The 19,678-nt window shown below is 65.5% G+C and carries 19 protein-coding genes; 3 read left to right on the top strand and 16 right to left on the bottom strand.

Annotation, left to right across the window (positions count from 1 at the left end):
• Positions 1-151: 151 nt before the first annotated feature.
• The 16 genes from QX124_RS03125 to QX124_RS03050 all read right to left on the bottom strand — a co-directional run bounded on the left by QX124_RS03125 (position 152) and on the right by QX124_RS03050 (position 17,331).
• On the bottom strand, positions 152-442 hold the full coding sequence (locus QX124_RS03125) for a HypC/HybG/HupF family hydrogenase formation chaperone (protein WP_315736711.1): 291 nt from the start codon (positions 440-442) through the stop codon (positions 152-154).
• 21 nt (positions 443-463) lie between these two features.
• Positions 464-1,051, bottom strand: a complete 588-nt coding sequence (locus QX124_RS03120) for a HyaD/HybD family hydrogenase maturation endopeptidase (protein WP_315796213.1) — start codon at positions 1,049-1,051, stop codon at positions 464-466.
• A 12-nt stretch (positions 1,052-1,063) separates the two neighbouring features.
• Positions 1,064-1,807 carry a Ni/Fe-hydrogenase, b-type cytochrome subunit gene (gene cybH / locus QX124_RS03115; protein ID WP_315796211.1) on the bottom strand — a complete coding sequence of 248 codons (744 nt, stop codon included), beginning with the start codon at positions 1,805-1,807 and terminating at the stop codon, positions 1,064-1,066.
• Positions 1,808-1,821: 14 nt separating this feature from the next.
• The gene (locus QX124_RS03110) at positions 1,822-3,612 is read right to left on the bottom strand and encodes a nickel-dependent hydrogenase large subunit (protein WP_315736708.1); all 1,791 of its coding nucleotides are present in this window, start codon (positions 3,610-3,612) and stop codon (positions 1,822-1,824) included.
• 21 nt (positions 3,613-3,633) lie between these two features.
• Positions 3,634-4,725 (bottom strand): hydrogenase small subunit, encoded by a 1,092-nt coding sequence (locus tag QX124_RS03105; protein ID WP_315796209.1) that lies wholly within the window; start codon positions 4,723-4,725, stop codon positions 3,634-3,636.
• A gap of 234 nt (positions 4,726-4,959) precedes the next feature.
• Complete coding sequence (locus tag QX124_RS03100; RefSeq protein ID WP_315796207.1) at positions 4,960-6,399, bottom strand: nickel-dependent hydrogenase large subunit; 1,440 nt, start codon at positions 6,397-6,399, stop codon at positions 4,960-4,962.
• The gene (locus tag QX124_RS03095; protein WP_315796613.1) at positions 6,396-7,412 is read right to left on the bottom strand and encodes a HupU protein; all 1,017 of its coding nucleotides are present in this window, start codon (positions 7,410-7,412) and stop codon (positions 6,396-6,398) included. Before QX124_RS03095 ends, QX124_RS03100 begins: the two co-directional genes overlap by 4 nt.
• Positions 7,413-7,427: 15 nt before the next feature.
• On the bottom strand, positions 7,428-8,549 hold the full coding sequence (locus QX124_RS03090) for a HoxN/HupN/NixA family nickel/cobalt transporter (RefSeq protein ID WP_315796206.1): 1,122 nt from the start codon (positions 8,547-8,549) through the stop codon (positions 7,428-7,430).
• A gap of 170 nt (positions 8,550-8,719) precedes the next feature.
• Positions 8,720-10,036, bottom strand: coding sequence for a trypsin-like serine protease (locus tag QX124_RS03085; protein ID WP_315796205.1), 1,317 nt, complete (start codon positions 10,034-10,036; stop codon positions 8,720-8,722).
• A gap of 147 nt (positions 10,037-10,183) precedes the next feature.
• The gene (phoB, locus tag QX124_RS03080) at positions 10,184-10,891 is read right to left on the bottom strand and encodes a phosphate regulon transcriptional regulator PhoB (protein WP_315754964.1); all 708 of its coding nucleotides are present in this window, start codon (positions 10,889-10,891) and stop codon (positions 10,184-10,186) included.
• 16 nt (positions 10,892-10,907) lie between these two features.
• Positions 10,908-11,624, bottom strand: coding sequence for a phosphate signaling complex protein PhoU (gene phoU, locus QX124_RS03075; protein WP_315736702.1), 717 nt, complete (start codon positions 11,622-11,624; stop codon positions 10,908-10,910).
• A gap of 30 nt (positions 11,625-11,654) precedes the next feature.
• Entirely contained in the window at positions 11,655-12,476 is an 822-nt protein-coding gene (gene pstB, locus QX124_RS03070) for a phosphate ABC transporter ATP-binding protein PstB (RefSeq protein ID WP_315713505.1), read from the bottom strand.
• Positions 12,473-13,354, bottom strand: coding sequence for a phosphate ABC transporter permease PstA (gene pstA / locus QX124_RS03065; RefSeq protein ID WP_315736701.1), 882 nt, complete (start codon positions 13,352-13,354; stop codon positions 12,473-12,475). Before pstA ends, pstB begins: the two co-directional genes overlap by 4 nt.
• A gap of 3 nt (positions 13,355-13,357) precedes the next feature.
• Complete coding sequence (pstC, locus tag QX124_RS03060) at positions 13,358-14,356, bottom strand: phosphate ABC transporter permease subunit PstC (protein ID WP_315778888.1); 999 nt, start codon at positions 14,354-14,356, stop codon at positions 13,358-13,360.
• 96 nt (positions 14,357-14,452) lie between these two features.
• A complete protein-coding gene (pstS, locus tag QX124_RS03055) occupies positions 14,453-15,463 on the bottom strand; it encodes a phosphate ABC transporter substrate-binding protein PstS (protein WP_315736698.1) in 1,011 nt (336 codons plus the stop codon).
• A gap of 938 nt (positions 15,464-16,401) precedes the next feature.
• Positions 16,402-17,331 (bottom strand): LysR family transcriptional regulator, encoded by a 930-nt coding sequence (locus QX124_RS03050; protein WP_315796204.1) that lies wholly within the window; start codon positions 17,329-17,331, stop codon positions 16,402-16,404.
• A gap of 104 nt (positions 17,332-17,435) precedes the next feature.
• On the opposite strand from QX124_RS03050, the gene QX124_RS03045 reads away from it, so the two are divergent.
• From QX124_RS03045 to QX124_RS03035, 3 genes are all read left to right on the top strand, one after another.
• Complete coding sequence (locus QX124_RS03045; protein WP_315736696.1) at positions 17,436-17,756, top strand: Dabb family protein; 321 nt, start codon at positions 17,436-17,438, stop codon at positions 17,754-17,756.
• Between the two features lie 83 nt (positions 17,757-17,839).
• Positions 17,840-18,739: an NAD(P)-dependent oxidoreductase gene (locus QX124_RS03040; protein ID WP_315796202.1), complete on the top strand. Its 900-nt coding sequence runs from the start codon at positions 17,840-17,842 to the stop codon at positions 18,737-18,739.
• 13 nt (positions 18,740-18,752) lie between these two features.
• Positions 18,753-19,637 (top strand): intradiol ring-cleavage dioxygenase, encoded by an 885-nt coding sequence (locus tag QX124_RS03035; RefSeq protein WP_315796201.1) that lies wholly within the window; start codon positions 18,753-18,755, stop codon positions 19,635-19,637.
• Positions 19,638-19,678: the final 41 nt, after the last annotated feature.

Here is a 19,678-nt window from a genome sequence, read left to right as displayed (position 1 = left end):
CTCAATACATTGAAATACATCATATTTTTATCGAGATTAAGGGCTGCGCAATCAATCGGAAAGCCGCTTTCCAGACAATGTCCGGCAACTTACTTTACTTTTGGATATCTTGTTGCCAGGAATCCGACGCCCGCCCAAGGGCATCACACCGCTACCGCAGATGCTCCGGAAGCTCCGGCTCGCGCCCGATCAGATCGGCGAAGAAGTCGTCGCAATTCTCGCCGTTCACGGCCGCCTGCAGGCCGCGCAGCGCCTCGCCGATCAGCCGCGCTTCTTCGTCATCGAGCAGGCGAACGGCGTTGTCGATATAGACGAGCACCTTGGCCCCGACCGGCGGGTTCGACAGCAGCAGCACCGAGACGCGGCGCTCCTCGCCGTCGAAGCTGCACAGCGCCGAGACGCCATCGGTCTCGAGGATTGTCATCGGCAGGCCAAGACACATGTCGATTCCCTCGCGGCGCGGTTACTCGGCCGTGCGCGTCCGCTGCTCATAGCTGTGATGGTCGATGTCGTTCGCGAGCAGGCGTTCGTCGCCGGCGAGCGGTTCACGCCGCGACACGGCGGGCGCGCCCCATTCCGCCAGCAGGGCGCAGGCCAGCTCGATCGCCGGCGCGATCTGCGCACGAACCGGCGCAGTCAGCGGACCGCCCCAATCCTCGAGGTCGAGCGGCTGGCAGCCGATCAGCGCAAGCCGCTGCGGATAGCGGCCGAGCAGGTCGGCCGCGCTCAGCACTTCCTGGAAGCCCGTCTGGTGCAGGCTCATCTTCTTGGCGCCGGTGAAGCGCGGCACCTCGTCATCGCGGACGAGCTTGAGCTCGCCCGGCACAAGGCCATAGTCGATGGCGTCGAACACGATCAGGCCGTCGGCTTCCTCGACATAATTGACGAGGTAAAGCCCCTGCGTGCCGCCGTCGAGGATCGTGACGTTGTCGGGCACGGTGAAGCGGCGGTGGAATTCCTCCACCACCCGCACGCCGAAGCCTTCGTCAGCCCAGAGAATGTTGCCGATCCCGAGCACCAAAATGCGGTCGCGCCCGCGCTCATCGACCATGCCGGCCCCCTGCTAGTCGCGGAACTGCCGTTCGCCTGAGATCATCGAGGAGATGATGCTCTGGCGTGACATGATGTCTTCGCGAATGGCGGCATAGACATGCACCATCACGAACGTGACCAGCGCCCACATCCCGAGATGATGCCAAGTATGGACATCCTGGCTGTTCGGCCAGATCGCAAACACCCAGCCAAACAATTTGTGCTGCCAGCTGTCGATCCCGGTGCCTTCCGAATAGAGCGCAAAGCCGGTGACGATCATGAAGGTCACGAACAGCGTGAAGCCGATGAACATCGCCGTCTGCGCCAGAGGATTATGGCCGACATACATCTTCGGCTCACGTTCCAGGAAGGCGTACCAGCGGATCTCGTGCAGCACCTCTTTCCAGAACTGCTTGCGATGCACCGGAATGTAGAAGATCTGCCGGGAATGGTGGTTGCCGACGAAGGCCCAGAAGATGCGGGCGAGGAAGAACACCGCCAGCACCTGTCCGGCCGCGAAATGGGCAAAGCGGATGTAGCCCATCACGAAGTTCGCGGACGCCTCTCCCGACACCGTCGGGAGAGGCGATCCGATCAGATAGCCCGTGACCATCAGCACCAGAATCGCGAACGCGTTGACCCAGTGGCAGATGCGCACCGGCGCTTCGTAGACATAGACCGTGGGCCGGCCAACCGCATGCTCGCCGGCCGCGTCGGCCGCGATCGCGGCCAGATTGGGCTCGGACTCCGCGGGACGTGCAACTGCATCCATCATGGTGCTTCTCCCGCCTACCTGACCTTGACCTTGGCCAGCTCCTGTCCGTCCGGACTCATGACGTGCGTCGAGCAGGCCAGACACGGATCGAAGGAATGGATCGTGCGCAGGATCTCGAGCGGCTGCTCGGGATTGGCCATCGGGGTGTTCATCAGCGACGCCTCGAATGCGCCGATGTTGCCCTTGGGATCCCTGGGCGAGCCGTTCCAGGTCGTCGGCACGACGCACTGGTAGTTGTCGATCTTGGTGTCCTTGATCTTGATCCAATGCGCGAGCGCGCCGCGCGGCGCCTCGGTGAAGCCGACGCCCTTGGCCTCTTTCGGCCAGCTCTCGGGCTTCCATTTGTCGACATTCGCCGTCGAGCTGTCGCCCGCCTTGATGTTGGCGATCAGCTTGTCCTGGAAGTAGCGCATCTGCCGTCCGGCCCAGACCGATTCCAGCGCGCGCGCCGCGGTGCGGCCGAGCGTGGAGAACAGCGCCGTCAGAGGCAGGTCGAGATCTTTCAGGAACTTGTCGACGGGATCCTTGAACTCCGCCTTGTTCTGCGCATAGCCGACGACCCAGCGTGCGAGCGGTCCGACCTCCATCGCATGTCCGCGCCAGCGCGGCGCCTTGATCCAGGAATATTTGCCGCCCTCGTCGAGCTCCTTGATGTCGGTCTTGGTGCCCTTGGCATTGGGGCCGAGCACGTAGTTCGGCTCGGTGATGCCGTCCCAGGGATGCAGTCCCTTGGTCTCGTCGGGATATTTGTACCAGGAGTGAACCACGAACTCCTGGATCTCGTCCGGATTGGCGTGATCGACCGGAAACACCTCGGACAGGTTGCCGTTGATGATCGCGCCACGCGGCAGCTTCAAGCTCTTGGCGGAGTAGTCATTGGCATGCTCGGGCACGTCGCCATAGGCGAGCACGCTCTTGCCGGACAGGCCGCCGCCATAGAGCCAGTCCTTGTAGAAGGAGCCGATCGCGGCGACGTCGGGGAGATAGACCATCTCGTTGAACTCGATCAGGCGATCGATGATCGAGGAGACGAGGTTCAGCCGCTCGATGTTGATGGCGCCGACCGCACCGGTGCCGTCGATGTTGATCGGACACGGCACGCCACCCACGAGCCAGTTGGGGTGCGGGTTCTTGCCGCCGAAGATGGTGTGGATCTTGACGATCTCCTTCTGGAAATCGAGCGCCTCCAGATAGTGCGCCACCGCCATCAGGTTGGCTTCGGGCGGCAGCTTATAGGCCTTGCTGCCCCAATATCCATTCTTGAACGGGCCGAGCTGCCCCGACTCGACGAACTTCTTGAGGCGGGTCTGGAGGTCCCTGAAATAGCCGGGCGACGACAGCGGCCAGCTCGAGATCGACTGCGCCAGTGTCGACGTCGCCTTCGGATCGGCCGAGAGCGCCGAGACCACGTCGACCCAGTCCAGCGCGTGCAGATGATAGAAGTGCACGACGTGGTCGTGCACTTGCAGCGCAAGCTGCATGAGGTTGCGGATGGAGTTGGCATTCTCCGGAATGGTGATGCCGAGCGCGTTCTCGACCGCGCGCACCGATGTGAGCGCATGCGTTCCGGTGCAGACGCCGCAGATCCGCTCGGTGAAGGCCCATGCGTCGCGCGGATCGCGATTCCTGAGGATCACCTCGATGCCGCGCCACATCGTGCCGGTGGAAACCGCATTGCGGATGACATTGTCGGAGTCGACGTTGACCTCGACCCGCATGTGTCCCTCGATCCGGGTGACCGGATCGACGACAATGCGCTTGCCGGAATTGTCGAGATTGAAGCCGTTGGGAGTCTGGATGCCCATCGTTGCCTGCCCTGAATGCGATCAATGATCTTGTTTGGCGTCGTCGCGCTTGGTGGCGAGCCGTTTCACGGCCGTCGCCGCCGCATGCGCCGCGACCGCTACGCCCACCGTGCCCGCGGCCACCATGCCGACCTGGTCGGCGTTGTGCTCGATGCCGAACTGCTTGATGTTGGTGAGACGGTCGTAGAACGAGCCCTTGTCCCAGAAGCCGTCCTCCGAGCAGCCGATGCAGCCGTGACCGGACTGGATCGGGAACGACACGCCGCCGTTCCAGCGCACCGTCGAGCAGGCGTTGTAGGTGGTCGGGCCCTTGCAGCCCATCTTGTAGAGGCAGTAGCCCTTGCGCGCGGCCTCGTCGTCCCACTCCTCGACAAACTGGCCGGCGTCGAAATGCGGCCGGCGATAGCACTTGTCGTGGATACGCTGTGAGTAGAACATCTTCGGCCGACCCTGGCGGTCGAGCTCAGGCAGCTTGCCGAAGGTGGTGATGAAGGTGACGACGCCGGTCATGACTTCCGCGATCGGCGGGCAGCCCGGCACCTTGATGATCGGCTTGTTGGTGATGACCTTGTCGATCGGGGTCGCCTGCGTCGGATTGGGCTTTGCCGCCTGCACACAGCCCCAGGAGGCACAGGCGCCCCAGGCGATGATCGCCATGGCGTCCTCGGCCATCATCTTCAGCTTTTCGACGAACGGCTTGCCGCCGTCGATGCAGAACATGCCACCTTCGTTCAGCGGCGGATTGCCCTCGACCGCAAGAATGTACTGTCCCTTGTACTTCGCACGCGTCTCGTCGAGGATGGCCTCCGCCTGGTGGCCGGCCGCCGCCATGATGGTGTCGTCATAGTCGAGCGAGATCATCGACAGCACGGCATCCTTCACCAGCGGATGCGCCGAGCGGATGAAGCTCTCCGAGCAGCACGTGCACTCCAGCCCGTGCATCCAGATGACCGGCGTGCGCGGCTTGGTTTCGAGCGCATTGGCGATGCGGCTCGCCGCCAGCGGGCCGAGGCCGAGGCTCGTCGCGGTCAGGCTGCAGAACTTGTGAAAGCTGCGCCGCGTGATGCCCTGACGCCTGATGACGCTGTAAAAAGTTTCCGTTGCCGCGCCCATGAGTCCTCCCCCTGACATCGCGTTGGCGATCATCTGATCGCGTTCTGGCGAGAAGGACAGCAAGATGCGGGCCAGCATCATTGCTGGATTCGAATCATAATGATTTCAGATGCTTGAGGCGGTGCGATCGCAGCGACGGAGCCTTCGGTGGTGGATCGCGCGCGACAATCGGAAATCACGCGCTTTGCACCGACAATCTTGTTTCCGCTTGCTGCCTGCCTGTGTGCAGCGCGCTCAATGCGCCGTGCAGACCATGCAGGGATCGAACGACCGCACGACGTGCTGGATGCCGACCGCACGCGCGCCGGCATCGCCGACCTCGGTGCCGACCAGCGCCTGCTCGAGCGGGCCCGCAACGCCGTCGGCGTCGCGCGGCGAAAAATTCCAGCTCGTCGGCGCGATGATCTGATAACGCTCGATCCGGCCGGAGCGCACCGCGAGCCAGTGGCCGAGGCTGCCGCGCGCAGCCTCCACGACCCCGACGAAGTGGCCGTCGGCCGCCTCACCGCTGTTCACGCAGAACGGCTCGTTGAGACGCAGCGCCTTGATCCAGTGCTCGATCGACAGCGCGAGTTGCGCGGTTTCGATCAGCCGGGCGATGACACGATTGCGGACATTGCTGCGACCGCTCGCGAGCAGCGCGGTGATCAGCGGCTGACCGTCGATGGCCTGCCTTGCGAGAGCGCCGACCTCGACCGGTTCTCCCGCGAGACGCGGCGCCTTGCACCAGCTATAGGCGTCGGCTTTGTCGGCATCGGGCACGGTGCGGCTCTCGGCCGGATCGAGCGACGTATCGTGCATCCAGGCGTGCGAGACGTCCTCGGTGATGCCGTCCGACGGCAAAGCCTGGACCTCGCCACTGCTCGTGCGGACGCCAGCGCGAAAACGAGCCCCATTGAAGTCGTGATACGCGCCGAAGCTCATCAAGGAACCTGGTCCGCTGCCGAGGTCGGCCAGCGCGAGCGCATCGGCCAGCCGAAGGAAATGCGCGAAGTCGCCGGCGCGGCCCTCGCGCCAACGGTCGAGCTCGTCCGATGTCGACAAGGCGAGCACGTTCTCCAACTTGTCGGCGAACACGACGCGCTCAAGGAAACCGCGAAACGACGCCGCGATCGCGTTGAGCCGCACGCGCTCGCCGAGCTCGATCGCGCGCGTCGTCCCGCCTGGCTGGAAGGCGAGACTGTGCGGCCATTTGCCCGCGATCAGGCCCATGATCTCGAGCAGTCGCGCGCGCGCAGGCAGCGCATCGCGGGCAGCGCTGCCCTTCGTCGCCGCGAAACGTTCGGCCGCGGTCGAATGCCAAGCGTGCGAGGCATAAGCATCGCGGGCGAAGTCCGGCATGAAGAAGATGTAGAAATGCGTCAGATGATCCGCCGCGTTCTCGGCCGCGTGCGCGATGTTGCTCGCGAGGATGCCGTTTGGTGCTGCCGCAATGCCCATGGCCTGGCGCAACGCCGCGGCGGCCGCGATCGATTGCGACACGGAGCAGATGCCGCAGATGCGCGGCGCGATCACCAGGGCGTCGAGCGGCGGCCGGCCCTCAAGGATCTGCTCGAAGCCGCGATAGAGCGGCGCCGTCACCTCCGCCCGCGCGACGCGGCCGCTCTCGATATCGAGCCTGACCTCGAGATCGCCTTCGACACGATTGAACGGTCCGACCGTGATCCGCGTCATGGACGGCGCTTGTCGCCGGAACGGCCCGGCGGCACCACGACATGATCCGCCGTCGCATTGACTCGGACGCGGCGCGGCGTGGCCGATTTCGACAGCGCTGCGAGCGCGACGAACCAGGCTTTCGGCATGTCGGTGGGAAGGCCGACGGGGATGCCGGCGAGCTTCGCCGTCTCCAGATAGTTCTGCGCGCTCTCGAAGCCCGGCGAGGTGCAGGCGATGCAGGCATAACCGCCCTTGGTGCAGGAGCCGCCGCCGTTCCACGAGCGCTGATTGCAGTCGCCGACCGCCTGCGTTGCGCGGCAGCCGAGATGCTCCATCAGGCAGCCGCGCTCCGACATCGTCTCCGCGCTCGCCTTGAACTCGTAGAACTCGTTGCGCGAGCAGCCGTGATGAGCGAGGTGGTTGGCGATGAAGGTCGGACGGCCGACCGCGTCGAGACCGTCTGCCGTCAGATCGCCCGAGGTAAGCGCCAGCAGGCTCTCCATCATCCAGCCCGGATGCGGCGCACAGCCTGCGACGTTGATCACCGGCAGCCCGCGTTTCGAGCGGAAGGCCGCGCCAAGCGCGCCGCCGATATCGCTGCCCTCGAACTGCAGTCCGACCGCATCGGTCGGATTGATGCCAGCCGCGGGAATGCCGCCATAGGCGGCGCAGCTGCCGACGGCGACGACGTAGTCGGCCAGCGGCGCCAGATCGAGCAGCCAGTGATAGATCGAGCGGTTGGTGCCGGCGAGCATGTTGAAGCGGCCGCTCAGACCGGGGCCTCGCGCCACCGAGCCTTCGAGCACCAGCAGATCGAGCCGCTCGCGGCCGTCGCGGATCGCCTCTAACAGCTCCACGACCTCGTCCCCTGTCTGCTCGCTGACGGAGGGATGCCACACCAGATCGATGCCGGATTGGCGCAATTCGTCGAACCAGCCGGACGCGCCGCTTTCCAGGATCGACATGGTGCAGCCGCCGCAGCTCGCGCCCTGCAGCCACAGCATCCTGATCGTTCCCTCCGAGCCGACCATCATGAGGCCCCGCTCCTAGCCCGTCTTATGCGTTCCGCTTCGTATCGCCGGCGGGTTTAGCGCCCCCGCACGAACGCTGGCAAGCGCTTCGCCGGGCGTCGCCTCGGAACCGCGCTGACTGCGACCGAGCAGCATGGCGACCGCCCAGACCAGTCCGAACAGGCCGATCGCGACGATTCCGAGATTGGCGACATCGTCGCCCAGCGCGGTGGCGACGTCAGCCCATCCCCCCGTCAGGCCAAGCCGCGGCGCCAACAGCGTGAACGCCTCGAAGCTGCCGATCACCAGCGCGATCGCAACGGATGCGCCGGTGATCACGAGGTTATAGCGCAGCTTGCGTGCGGGATCGGTCAGCGCCCAGCGATAGGCGCCGACCATCAGCATGCTGTCGGCGGTGTCGACAGTGGCCATCGCAGCCGCGAACAGCGCCGGGAATACCAGCACATGGGCGAGGCTCGCGCCGCGCGCAGCCTCGGTCGCCGACAGGCTGAGAAGCCCGATCTCGCTCGCAGTGTCGAAGCCGAGACCGAACAGGAAGCCGAGCGGATACATGTGCCAGGCGCGTCCCACCAGGCGGAGCACGGGGCGCAGCAGGCGGATGAGGATGCCCCGTCCGCTGTTTCCGGCGGTTTCCATCTCGGACTGCGGCTGTGCGGCGCGGCGCCAGAGGTTCACGAACAGAATGAGGTTCGCCAACGCGATAAGCAGCAGGAAGCCGGACGATACCGACGTGCCGATGACGCCGCCGATCGCCCTGATCGCACTCTCTTCATCCAGGAGGTCGGCGCCGGCGATGAGGCTCACGACGATGGTGGCGATAACGACGACGCTGGAATGGCCGAGCGCAAAATAGAGGCCGGCGGCGCGCGGGGCGCTACCGTCCTGCACCAGCTTCCGCACGACGTTGTCGATGGCCGCGATGTGATCCGCATCGATCGCATGGCGCAGTCCGAGCAGCCAAGCCAGCATCGCGGTGCCGACGATGGCGGGCCGGTCGGCGTAGAGCGCGAACGCCCAGGCCCAGGCGAGCGCGTTGGCGGCGACCAGTCCGGCGACCAGCGCAACGGTCCGGCCGGGCTGCGACCGCCACCACAGCAGCCGCGCGGCCCGAGGATGATCAATTTGAACAATCGTCATACTCGGACTATAGCAAGAGCCAGGCCAGTTCGGTAAGGCCCCGCTGCAGGCGAAAGCTGCAGGAAAACCTGGGTGGCGCTTCCCGGACCGCCCTCTCGCTTGGCAACCCGCTATCCAGTCACGCACAGATCATGACCAGCGGCGGGACCTCGTCTCTCTCGCTCCTTCCCTCACCGCGCCGAGGCACTCTGCGCCGCGATCTCGCGGCGCACGACCGCCTCGAACTGGCTCGCGGGGGCGGCGAACATCAGCCGGGTCTCCTCGTGGAACGCCGAGAAGATGCCGACCACGGCAGGCTGCCCACCGACCTCGGCGAGGATCGGCGAGCCCGAATAGCCGAAATTGGCCAGACAATGCACCGTCAGCAGCATCCCGTCCTTGGTCATGCCGGCGCTGCAATTGCGCTGGCCGGTCGGCGAATAGCGCCGCTCCTGGCCATAGCCGATCTCGGAGATGGTGCCGGCCGTCGTCGCAGCCGCGAGCTCCTCGCGGGTCAGCGCCTTGACCGCCACCGGCTTCGACGGCAGCGCATCCTTCAGCACGATCAGCGCCCAATCGGCGGGCGAGCGGTCGAGCGACCATCTGTCGTGCCGGGTCGGGACGAAATCGGGCGCCACGATCAGCTTGTCGGCGACCGACGATGCCGCCGGCGTGCCACGGTTCATGCCGGCCAGGAAGCGGACATTGCCGGGGCTGACCTGCGCCACGCCGTTGAAGACGCAATGCGCGGCGGTGAGCACGACGCGCGGCGCCACCAGGGTGCCGGTGCACCAGCCGCCGCTCGAGTATTGCGCGACGGTGACGACGCCGATCGACGACGCCGGCCAGGAGGTGGGATCGACGACCTCGCCGATGTGGCGATCGAGCCCGAGCAGTTGCTCCGGACGCGGAGTGGCAATGCCCGCATCCGCCGATTCCGGTTTCGGCTGCCAGGACGCAATGGCGCTCTGGGCCTGGACGCGCTGCGGCTCGGTCAACCTGACCCGCTGCACGTCGCGGCCGGCCGATCGCACGCCACTACGGCCCGCCATCACCAGCCAGGCATAGCCCTGCACGACGTCCTGTTTCACACCGCGGCCGTCGAGCAGCATCAGGCCGAGCATGTATTGCGACTGGGCGAAGCCCTGCGCCGCCGCGCGGCTGAACCAGCGACTGGCTTCGCCGTAGTTCGAGGCAACACCCTCGCCATTGACGTAGGCGATGCCGAGATAATGTTGCGCGACGGCTAGCCCCTGATCGGCGGCCTTGCGGTACCAGGCCAGCGCCTCGCTCGGATTACGCGGCACGCCCCAGCCGAACGCCTGCATGAAGCCGACGTCGAACTGCGCCCGCGCATCGCCCTTGGCGGCCAGCGGCAGCAGCCGTCGCATCGCCGCCGCATGCTGCCCGTTGCCTGCCGCCGCGACCGCGTCTTCGAGCTCGGCGGCCGGGGCGCCCGCCGCGCCGCCGAGCAGCACGGCAAGAGATATGATGATGGTCTTGATCAAGGGCGTCCGCTGGGACCGAAACATCGTGACGGGCCACGAAGCAGACACGATCAAGACGGCGGCGGCGTGGCGGAAAGCGGACCGCGATCTCCTCAATCGGGCCCGCTCGCGCCTCACACCTGCTTCGTCCTCACGTCCGATCGCCCCTTACACCTGCTCGCTCTTGGCGAAGCGATCATCGAGCGCATAACCGGCGCCGCGCACGGTGCGGATCGGGTCCTGCTCGCGGCCGGGATTGAGCAGCTTGCGCAGGCGGCCGATATGGACGTCGACGGTGCGCTCGTCGATGTAGATGTCGCGGCCCCAGACGCTGTCGAGCAGCTGTTCGCGGCTGAACACGCGGCCGGGGTGCTCGAGGAAGAATTCGAGCAGGCGGTATTCGGTCGGGCCGAGATCGATCGGCCGCCCCGAGCGCGCCACGCGGCGTTTCTCGCGGTCGAGCTCGATGTCGCCATAGGACAGCACGGTCGCCAGCCGCTCCGGGCTCGCCCGCCGCAGCAGGCCTTTCACGCGCGCCAGGAGCTCCGGCACCGAGAACGGCTTGACGATGTAGTCGTCGGCGCCGGTGGCGAGTCCGCGCACGCGCTCGCTCTCCTCGCCGCGCGCCGTCAGCATGATGATCGGCAGTTGCCGGGTCTCGGAGCGCGCGCGCAGGCGGCGGCACAACTCGATGCCGGAGAGGCCCGGCAGCATCCAGTCGAGCACGACGAGATCCGGAACGCGCTCCTTCAGCCGCGTGTCGGCCTCGTCGCCGCGCGCCACGGTCTCGACCTCGTAGCCTTCGGCCTCGAGGTTGTAGCGCAGCAGCGTCGTCAGCGCCTCCTCGTCCTCCACCACCAGAATTCGGGCGCCCATGTCTGAACCGTCTCTCTTAGTTACCGGGAATCGTCGTCGCGAAGCTCGTCATGTCGCCCTTCGGGCGCTTGTCCATGATCTGCTGGCCTTCGATCATATAGAATACAGTCTCGGCGATGTTGGTCGCGTGATCGCCGATGCGCTCGATGTTCTTGGCGCAGAACATCAGGTGGATGCAGAACGAGATGTTGCGCGGATCCTCCATCATGTAGGTCAGGAGCTCGCGGAACAGCGAGGTGCAGATGGCGTCGACTTCCTCGTCGCCCTTCCACACCGTCATCGCCGCCGGCAGGTCATGCGCGGCATAGGCGTCCAGCACCGTCTTGACCTGCGACTGCACCAGATCGGTCATGTGCTCGAGGCCGCGGATCAGCTTCAGCGGATGGAAGTCGCTCTCCAGCGCCGCGACGCGCTTGCCGATGTTCTTGGCGAGGTCGCCGATGCGCTCCAGATCGGTCGCCACGCGCATCGCGCCGACGATCTCGCGCAGGTCGACCGCCATCGGCTGGCGACGGGCGATCGTGAGCACGGCGCGCTCCTCGATGATGCGCTGCAGCTTGTCGACCTCGGCGTCGGTGGCGACCACCTTCTGGCCGAGCGCGATGTCGCGCCGCACCAGCGCATCGACGGAATCGACGATCAGCCGCTCTGCGAGGCCGCCCATCTCCGATACCAGACGGGTGAGGTCCTGCAGATCGCTGTCGAACGCCTTGGCGGTATGTTCACTGGCCATGATGATCTCCTGAAGACAATGTCGTCGGCGTCAGCCGAACCGGCCGGTGATGTAATCCTGGGTCCGCCGATCACTCGGCGAGGTGAAGATCTTGCTGGTGTCGTCGAACTCGATCAGCTCGCCGAGATACATGAAGGCGGTCTTGTCGGAGACGCGCGCCGCCTGCTGCATGTTATGCGTCACGATGGCGATCGTATAGTTTTCGGCGAGCTCCTGGATCAGCTCCTCGACCTTGGCGGTCGAGATCGGATCGAGCGCCGAGCACGGCTCGTCGAACAAGATCACCTCCGGCCGGACCGCCACGGTGCGCGCGATGCACAGTCGCTGCTGCTGGCCGCCGGACAGCGACAGGCCCGAGGCGTTGAGCTTGTCCTTGACCTCGTTCCACAACGCGCCGCCGCGCAGCGCCTTCTCGACCCGGTCGTCCATCTCCGACTTCGATATCTTCTCATAGAGGCGGATGCCAAAGGCGATGTTCTCGTAGATCGTCATCGGGAACGGCGTCGGCTTCTGGAACACCATGCCGACCCGGGCGCGCAGCAGATTCAGATCGAGCTTGGGATCGAGGATGTTGGTGTTGTCGAGCATCAGCTGCCCGGTCGCGCGCTGGCCCGGATAGAGATCGTACATCCGGTTGAAGATGCGCAGCAGCGTGGACTTGCCGCAGCCGGACGGGCCGATGAACGCGGTGACGCGGTTGGTGCCCAGCGACAGGTTGATGTTCTTCAGCGCGTGATGGTCGCCGTAGTAGAAGTTGAGGTTGCGCGCAGTCACCTTGGCCGGCGCATCCGGAAGCGCCTTGCCGTGAAGAGCGTGATTGGGCTGACTGACGGAGACGGACAGTTCGGTCATTTGGTGTTCCTCTCGGCGCCGAGAATGCGTGCACCGATGTTCAGGGCGAGCACGGCCAGAGTGATGAGAAGGGCTCCGCTCCAGGCCAGTTGCTTCCAGTAGGCATAAGGGCTCTGGACGAAATTGTTGATGGTGACGGGCAGGTTCGCCATCGTCCTGGAAAGGTTGAGGCTCCAGAACTGGTTCGACAGCGCGGTGAACAGCAGAGGCGCGGTCTCGCCGGCGACGCGGGCGGTGGCAAGCAGCACGCCGGTGATGAGGCCCGAGCGCGCCGCCCGATAGGCGATGCGGCGGATCACCAGCGAGCGCGGCAGGCCGAGCGCAGACGCCGCCTCGCGCAGCGGGTTGGGCACGAGCAGCAGCATGTCCTCGGTGGTGCGCAGCACCACCGGGATCACGATGACCGCCAATGCAAGGGAACCCGCGAGTGCCGAGAAGCCGCCCATCGGCACCACGACCGCACCATAGATGAACAGGCCGATGATGATCGAGGGCGCCGACAGCAGGATGTCGTTGATGAAGCGGATCACCGAGGTCAGGCGGTCGTTGCGGCCGTATTCGGCGAGATAGGTGCCGGCGAACAGGCCGAGCGGCGCGCCGATGCCGACGCCGATGATCGTCATGATCAAGGAGCCGACGATGGCGTTGCGCAGGCCGCCTTCGCTGGAGCCGGGTGGCGGCGTGTCGGCGGCAAAAACCTGCAGGCTGAGGCCGGCGAGTCCGTTATAGAACAGCGTGAACAGGATCAGCGCCAGCCAGGTGACGCCGAACATCGCGGCGGCGACGCAGAGGCCGCGGATCACGATGTCCCTGCGGCGCCGGCGCGCATAGATCGGATTGACCGGCGCATCGAGTGTAAGCGTATCAGCGCTGGACATGGCTTATCTTCCCGCCTTGGCTTCGAGCCGCATGAGCATCAGCCGCGCGCTCGCCAGCACGAAGAAGGTGAGCACGAACAGCAGCAGACCGAGCAGGATCAGGCTCGACTGGTGCAGCCCGTCGCTCTCCTGGAATTCGGAGGCGATGGCGGCCGAGATCGTGGTGCCCGGCGCGAAGATCGAGGATGAGATCCGGAACGAGTTGCCGATGATGAAGGTCACCGCCATCGTTTCGCCGAGCGCACGGCCCAGCGCCAGCATGACGCCGCCGATGACGCCGACGCGGGTGTAGGGAATGACGACGCTGCGCACGACCTCCCAGGTGGTGCAGCCGACCCCGTAGGCGGCTTCCTTCAGCACCGGCGGGACGGTCTTGAACACGTCGACCGAGATCGAGGTGATGAACGGCAACACCATGATCGCCAGGATCAGCGAGGCGTTGAACAGGCTGAGATAGGACGGCGGACCGGCGAAGATGTCCTGCAGCACGGGGATGCCGGCGCAGAGATTGATCATGAACGGCTGGAACGTATAGGCCAGGAACGGCCCCAGCACGAAGAAGCCCCACATGCCGTAGATGATCGAAGGAATGCCGGCGAGCAGCTCGATCGCAAGTCCGATCGGACGGCGCAGCCATTGCGGGCACAGCTCGGTGAGGAAGATCGCAATGCCCAGACCGACCGGAATGGCGATCAGCATCGCGATGAAGGACGTGACCAAGGTGCCGTAGATAGGGCCGAGCGCGCCGAGCACCGGCGGATCGGCCGACGGCGCCCAGCGCCGCGTCCACAGGAATTCGAAGCCATATTCTCTCATGGCCGGCCATGCGCCAACGATGAGCGACAGGATGATGCCGCCCAGGATCAACAGGACGGAGATCGCGGACAGCCGCGTGATCCAATAGAAGGTCACGTCGCCGAGCTTGAAGGCGTTGAGCGCGCGTGCCCGGTCATAGGGTCCGGCAGCGGCCGCGATATCGCTGACTTCGGTCTGAACCGCCATCTCTGCCAATTCTGCCCCCTGTTCCTTGGACACGCCGCAACCCCGGTAGCGTCCCTCCCCCGGAGGCCGGGAGAGGGGATTTTCGATACGTCCAGCTCAGCTCTTGATGTCGGCCGACCAGGTCTTCTCGATCAGCTTCACGACGCTGTCGGGCATCGGGATGTAGTCGAGCTCCTCAGCCATCTTGCCGCCCTTCTCGAACGACCACTTGAAGAACTTGATGGCTTCGCCGGACGCCGCCTTGTCGGCCGGCTCCTTGTGCATCAGGATGAAGGTCGCCGCCGTCATCGGCCAGGACTTGTCGCCGGGCTGGTTGGCGAGGATCACGTAGTAGCCGGGGGCCTTGGCCCAGTCGGCATTCGCGGCCGCGGCCTGGAAGGCCTCGACGGTCGGCTGCACGGTCTTGCCGGCTTTGTTCATCATGCCGGTGTAGGTGAGCTTGTTCTGCTTGGCATAGGCGTACTCGACATAGCCGATCGAGTTCTTGGTCTGGCCGATGTTGCCGGACACACCCTCGTTGCCCTTGGCGCCGACACCGACCGGCCACTCGACGGCGGTGTTGAAGCCGATCTTGCTCTTCCAGTCGGCGCTCACCTCGGAGAGGTAGTAGGTGAAGTTGAAGGTCGTGCCCGAGCCGTCGGAGCGGCGGACCACGGCGATCGCATCGGACGGCAGCTTGACGCTGGGGTTGAGCTTCTTGATCGCGGCGTCATCCCACTTGGTGATCTTGCCGAGATAGATGTTGGCGAGCGTCTCGCCGTCCAGCACCATCTCGCCCGGCTTCACGCCCTCGAGGTTGACGACCGGCACGATGCCGCCCATCACCATCGGCCACTGCACCAGGCCGTCCTTCTCGAGCTGCTCGGCCTTGAGCGGCGCGTCGGTGGCGCCAAAGGTCACGGTCTTGGCCTGGATCTGCTTGATGCCGCCGCCAGAACCGATCGACTGGTAGTTCAGACCGTTGCCGGTCTCCTTCTTGTAGGCGTCCGCCCACTTGGAATAGATCGGGAACGGGAACGTCGCGCCCGCACCGGTAATGTCGGCAGCGAAGGCCGACGTCGATGCGGCGACCAAGCCGGCAGCGACGATAGCTTTGACGAAATTCATAGCTGGTCTCCATGCTTGGGAAGCGAAGCGCCATCTGCGCCCGATTGCGCTTCCCCGGCCGCTTTACGGGGCCTCAGTGTGGCTTTTATAAAGGTTCGATGACAGTCGGATGACAGTCACAAGCCGTTGATAAGTATTGATCTTTCGATCCAACTCCGAATTTCTACGGGCCAACCGACATATTGCGGCGGGCTGCGGCACCTCGCGTCCGTGCGAGCGTCGCTCCCCCCCCCCCCGGGACAGACCATCACCGCCGTCATCGCCCGCGCGGGCGGGCGGGCGAACCAGCATACCACCGGCGGCCATGATCCGCCGAGACGCCGCGGCGTACTGGATGCCCGTCTGCGCCCTGGGGTTATGGGTCCCGGATCGGCGCGCTGTGCGCGCTTGTCCGGGACGACACCGGGGATTGGGTTGGCGACATGAGCAGCCATGGAGATGAGCGCGTGCGTTCCCGCGGCCTACGAGGCCCGAGGTGTGGGTTCGTCGTGTCCCTCCTGATCATGAGAGGGCGCGAGGAAGGCCGGACCTCGGCTGAGGCCCGTGGCCCGCCTGCTCAAAAGAATGCAGGCGGCAGGTACCACAGGTACAGCCGGACAGACCCGGCCTTCCCCGCGCGACGGTGTTAACGGTGTCCTTCGTGCTCTCCCTGGGGATCGGCTTTCTTGCCCCCATCGCCCGCGCGTGCCGTCAAGCAACGCTCACGGACTTGACCTCAGCGTCGAGAGGCCAGGACCACACGACTTCGCCGTCCGTGCCGTCTGCGCTCGTCTGGCACAGCCGTCACGTCCATCGCAGCCCACCTCCACGTTCGTGACGACGCGTACGTCCCTCTGCTCGAGGCGGGATGCACGCAGGAGACCATGATTTCCGAAAAATAGCAAGGTAATTATTTTTATCAGAACATGATCCGCCCTCCCCCGCACGCGGGCATCGGCTCAATCCGGCTTGGGCGGCTCGATCCAGATCCCCGGGTCGGAATGGGTCCGGATGTGATCGACGAGGAAATCGGCGAACACCCTGATCTTGGCCGGCAGCCTGACGCGGTTCTGGTAGGCGATGTTCATCGTCAAGAGCGGCAGCTCCCAGTCGAGCAGGACCGGCACCAGCCGGCCGGCCAGAATGTCGCTCTGCACGATGTAGAGCGGCTGGATCAGGATGCCGAGCCCGGCAAGCGCGGCGCCCTTGATCACCTGGCCGTCATTGCTGTCGAGCGTCGGCGCGATCCGAATGCTCTGGGCTGTCGTGCCGTTGCGCAGGGACAGGGAATACGGATCATTGGCAAGATTGTAGATCAGCATGTCGTGGCGCACCAGATCGCCGGGAACGACGGGACAGCTACGGCTCGCGAGATAGGACGGCGCGGCCGCCAGCACGCGCCGCATCTGCCCGATGCGGCGAACGACGATGCCCGAGTCCGGCTCATGCTCGCGGGTGCGGATCGCCACGTCGATGCCCGCCTCGATGAAATCCGGGTAGCGGTTGGCGGCGATGATCTGCAGGCTCAGCTTTGGATACATCGCGCGAAACGCCGGCAGCATCGGCGCGAGATAGATCGTCGCGAACGACAGCGAGCTGGTGACGCGCAGCATGCCCTGCGGCGACAGTGCGCGGTCGCTGACGGCGTCCTCGGCCTCGGCCAGCTCGTTGAGCAGCGGGCCGCAGCGCTGCAGCAGCTCCTGCCCGGCTTCGGTCAGCCAGAGCCGGCGCGTGTTGCGCTCGATCAGGCGCACCGCGAGCCGCTCCTCCAGCGCGCTGAGATGCCGGCTCGCCGCGGCGTTGGACATCCGCAAGGACTCGGCGGCCTTGGACAGGCTGCCCAGCTCGGCCGTCTTGGAAAACACCTCGAGTTGGAGCAGACGGTCCATTGTTACGCTGATCGGAAAACAGAGTTACAATTTTTGTCCTTTATTTCCATTTCCTGCAAGGCAAAATCGTCAGACAAGACCAAGCACAGGTGAGGGACGCACGAATGACGGGGCCGATCAGGCACATCGTGATGTGGCGGCTGCGCGCCGAGACGGCTGCCGAGCGCGCCGCGGCCCGGCTCAAGGTCAAGACCCTGTTCGAGAGTTTGAAAGGCCGGATCGACGGCCTGACCCACATCGAGGTCGGTCTCGATGTCAGCGACGTCGACTATGCCTGCGACGTCGTCCTGTTCTCCGAATTCGCCAGCAGCGCCGCATTGAAGGCCTATGCGTCGCATCCGGAGCACCTGCGCGTCCGCGACGAGCTCGGCGACCTCAGGATCGGCCGCTTCCAGGTCGACTATCCCGTGGCGACCGGCACGTGACCGGCCCCTCACGTCGACGAACCTGCGAGGCAGCATCGCGTCGCCACAGGCACAGCAAATGAAGCAATCGGCGGACCTCACCCATGTCACTTCCTGACAAGCGCCTCGCCTTCATCGGCATCGGCAAGATCGGCCTGCCGATCGCGGCGCGGCTCGCCAAGGCCGGCCATGACGTCACGGCGTTCGATCCCAACGCCGCCCGGCTCGACGAGGCACGTGCGCTCGGCATGGCCGCCGCGTCGTCCGCTGCCGAGGCGGTGCGCGACCATGCCGTCGTCATCTCGTCACTGCCCGACGATACCGCACTGCGCGCGGCGATGCTGGACAGCGGCGGACTGATCGCGGCCATGGCGCCGGGCGCGATCCTGATCGAGACCAGCACCGTGGGTGTCGACGCGTCGAGCGCGGTCGCGGCCGCCGCGAGCGCTCGCGACGTCGCCTATCTGCGCACGCCGATCTCCGGCAATGCCAGCATCGCCGACACCGGCGAGCTGACGTGCTTCGTGTCCGGTCCAAGAGAGGCGTTCACCCTGATCACGCCGGTGCTGGCCGGCTTCACGCGCGCGCAGACCTATCTGGGCGCGGCCGAAGAGGCCCGCTACGCCAAGCTCGCCGTCAACCTGATGATCGCTGCGACGGCGGCGATGATGGCCGAAAGCCTCGCCCTCGCACGCAAGGGCGGCATCGCCTGGCCCGACATTCTGAAGGTGCTGCATGACAGCGCAGTCGCCTCGCCGATGGTGAAGTACAAGACCGCGCCGCTGCTGGCGCGCGACTTTGCCGCGACGTTCTCCTGCGCGCAGATGGCCAAGGATCTCGATCTCATTCTCGGCGCCGGCCATGCCGTCGGCGTGCCGCTGCAGCTCGCGGCGCAGGTCCGTGAGACCTATGGCGCGCTGATCGCGTCAGGCGATGCCGACACCGACTTCCTCGCCACCGTCCGGCATGTCGAGCGGCTGTCCGGGCTCGGCGAGCCTCTCTGAAAGGAGCCGCGTCTTGCGCAACTTCAACGAGACCACGATCACAGATGCCGTGCTCGAACGCCTGGCGGGCGCGCGTGATGCGCGGATCAAACAGGTCAGCGAGGCGCTGGTGCGGCATCTCCATGCCTTCGTGCGCGAGGTCCGTCCGACCCAGCAGGAATGGGAATACGGCATCGACTTCCTGACCCGCACCGGCCAGATGTGCGACGACAAGCGCCAGGAGTTCATCCTGCTGTCGGATACGCTCGGCGTTTCGATGCTGGTCGACGCCATCAATCATCCGGTGCCGGAAGGCGCCACCGAGACCACCGTGCTCGGCCCCTTCTTCGTCCAGGCGGCGCCAGAACGCGCCAACGGCGACGATATCGCGGGACCGATGAAGGGCGATCCGCTGCTGGTGACCGGCTCGGTGTCGAGCGCGGACGGCGCGCCGCTGGCAGGCGCCGTGGTTGACGTCTGGCACTCCGACGACGATGGCTACTATGACGTGCAGCGGCTCGAGCAGATCGGCGATCTCGCCATGCGCGCGCGCTTCCACACCGACGCCGACGGCCGCTTCCATTTCTGGTCGATCAAGCCCGCCGCCTATCCGATCCCCAACGACGGGCCGGTCGGCGACATGCTCACGGCGCAGGGGCGGCATCCGTGGCGGCCGGCGCATGTGCATTTCATGATCTCGGCGCCGGGCTTCGAGCGGCTGGTGACGCATGTGTTCGTCGCCGGTGACCAGTATCTCGATTCCGACGTCGTGTTCGGCGTCAAGGACAGCCTGATCCGCGACTTCACGCGCTGCCCGCCGGGCCGTGCGCCAGATGGCCGCATGGTGGCGCAGGGATATTTCCATCTCAACTATGATTTCGGCCTGAAACGGCTTGCGGAGCGCGCCAATCAGGTTTGAGCTGAGCGGGCGACAAGGACCGTCAAGAGTCCTGTCATCGA

Origin of the sequence: Bradyrhizobium sp. SZCCHNRI3043 (genome assembly GCF_032377735.1) — a bacterium.
In the GTDB taxonomy this organism is placed as follows: domain Bacteria; phylum Pseudomonadota; class Alphaproteobacteria; order Rhizobiales; family Xanthobacteraceae; genus Bradyrhizobium.
This window is presented reverse-complemented; position numbering and strand designations above follow the sequence as displayed.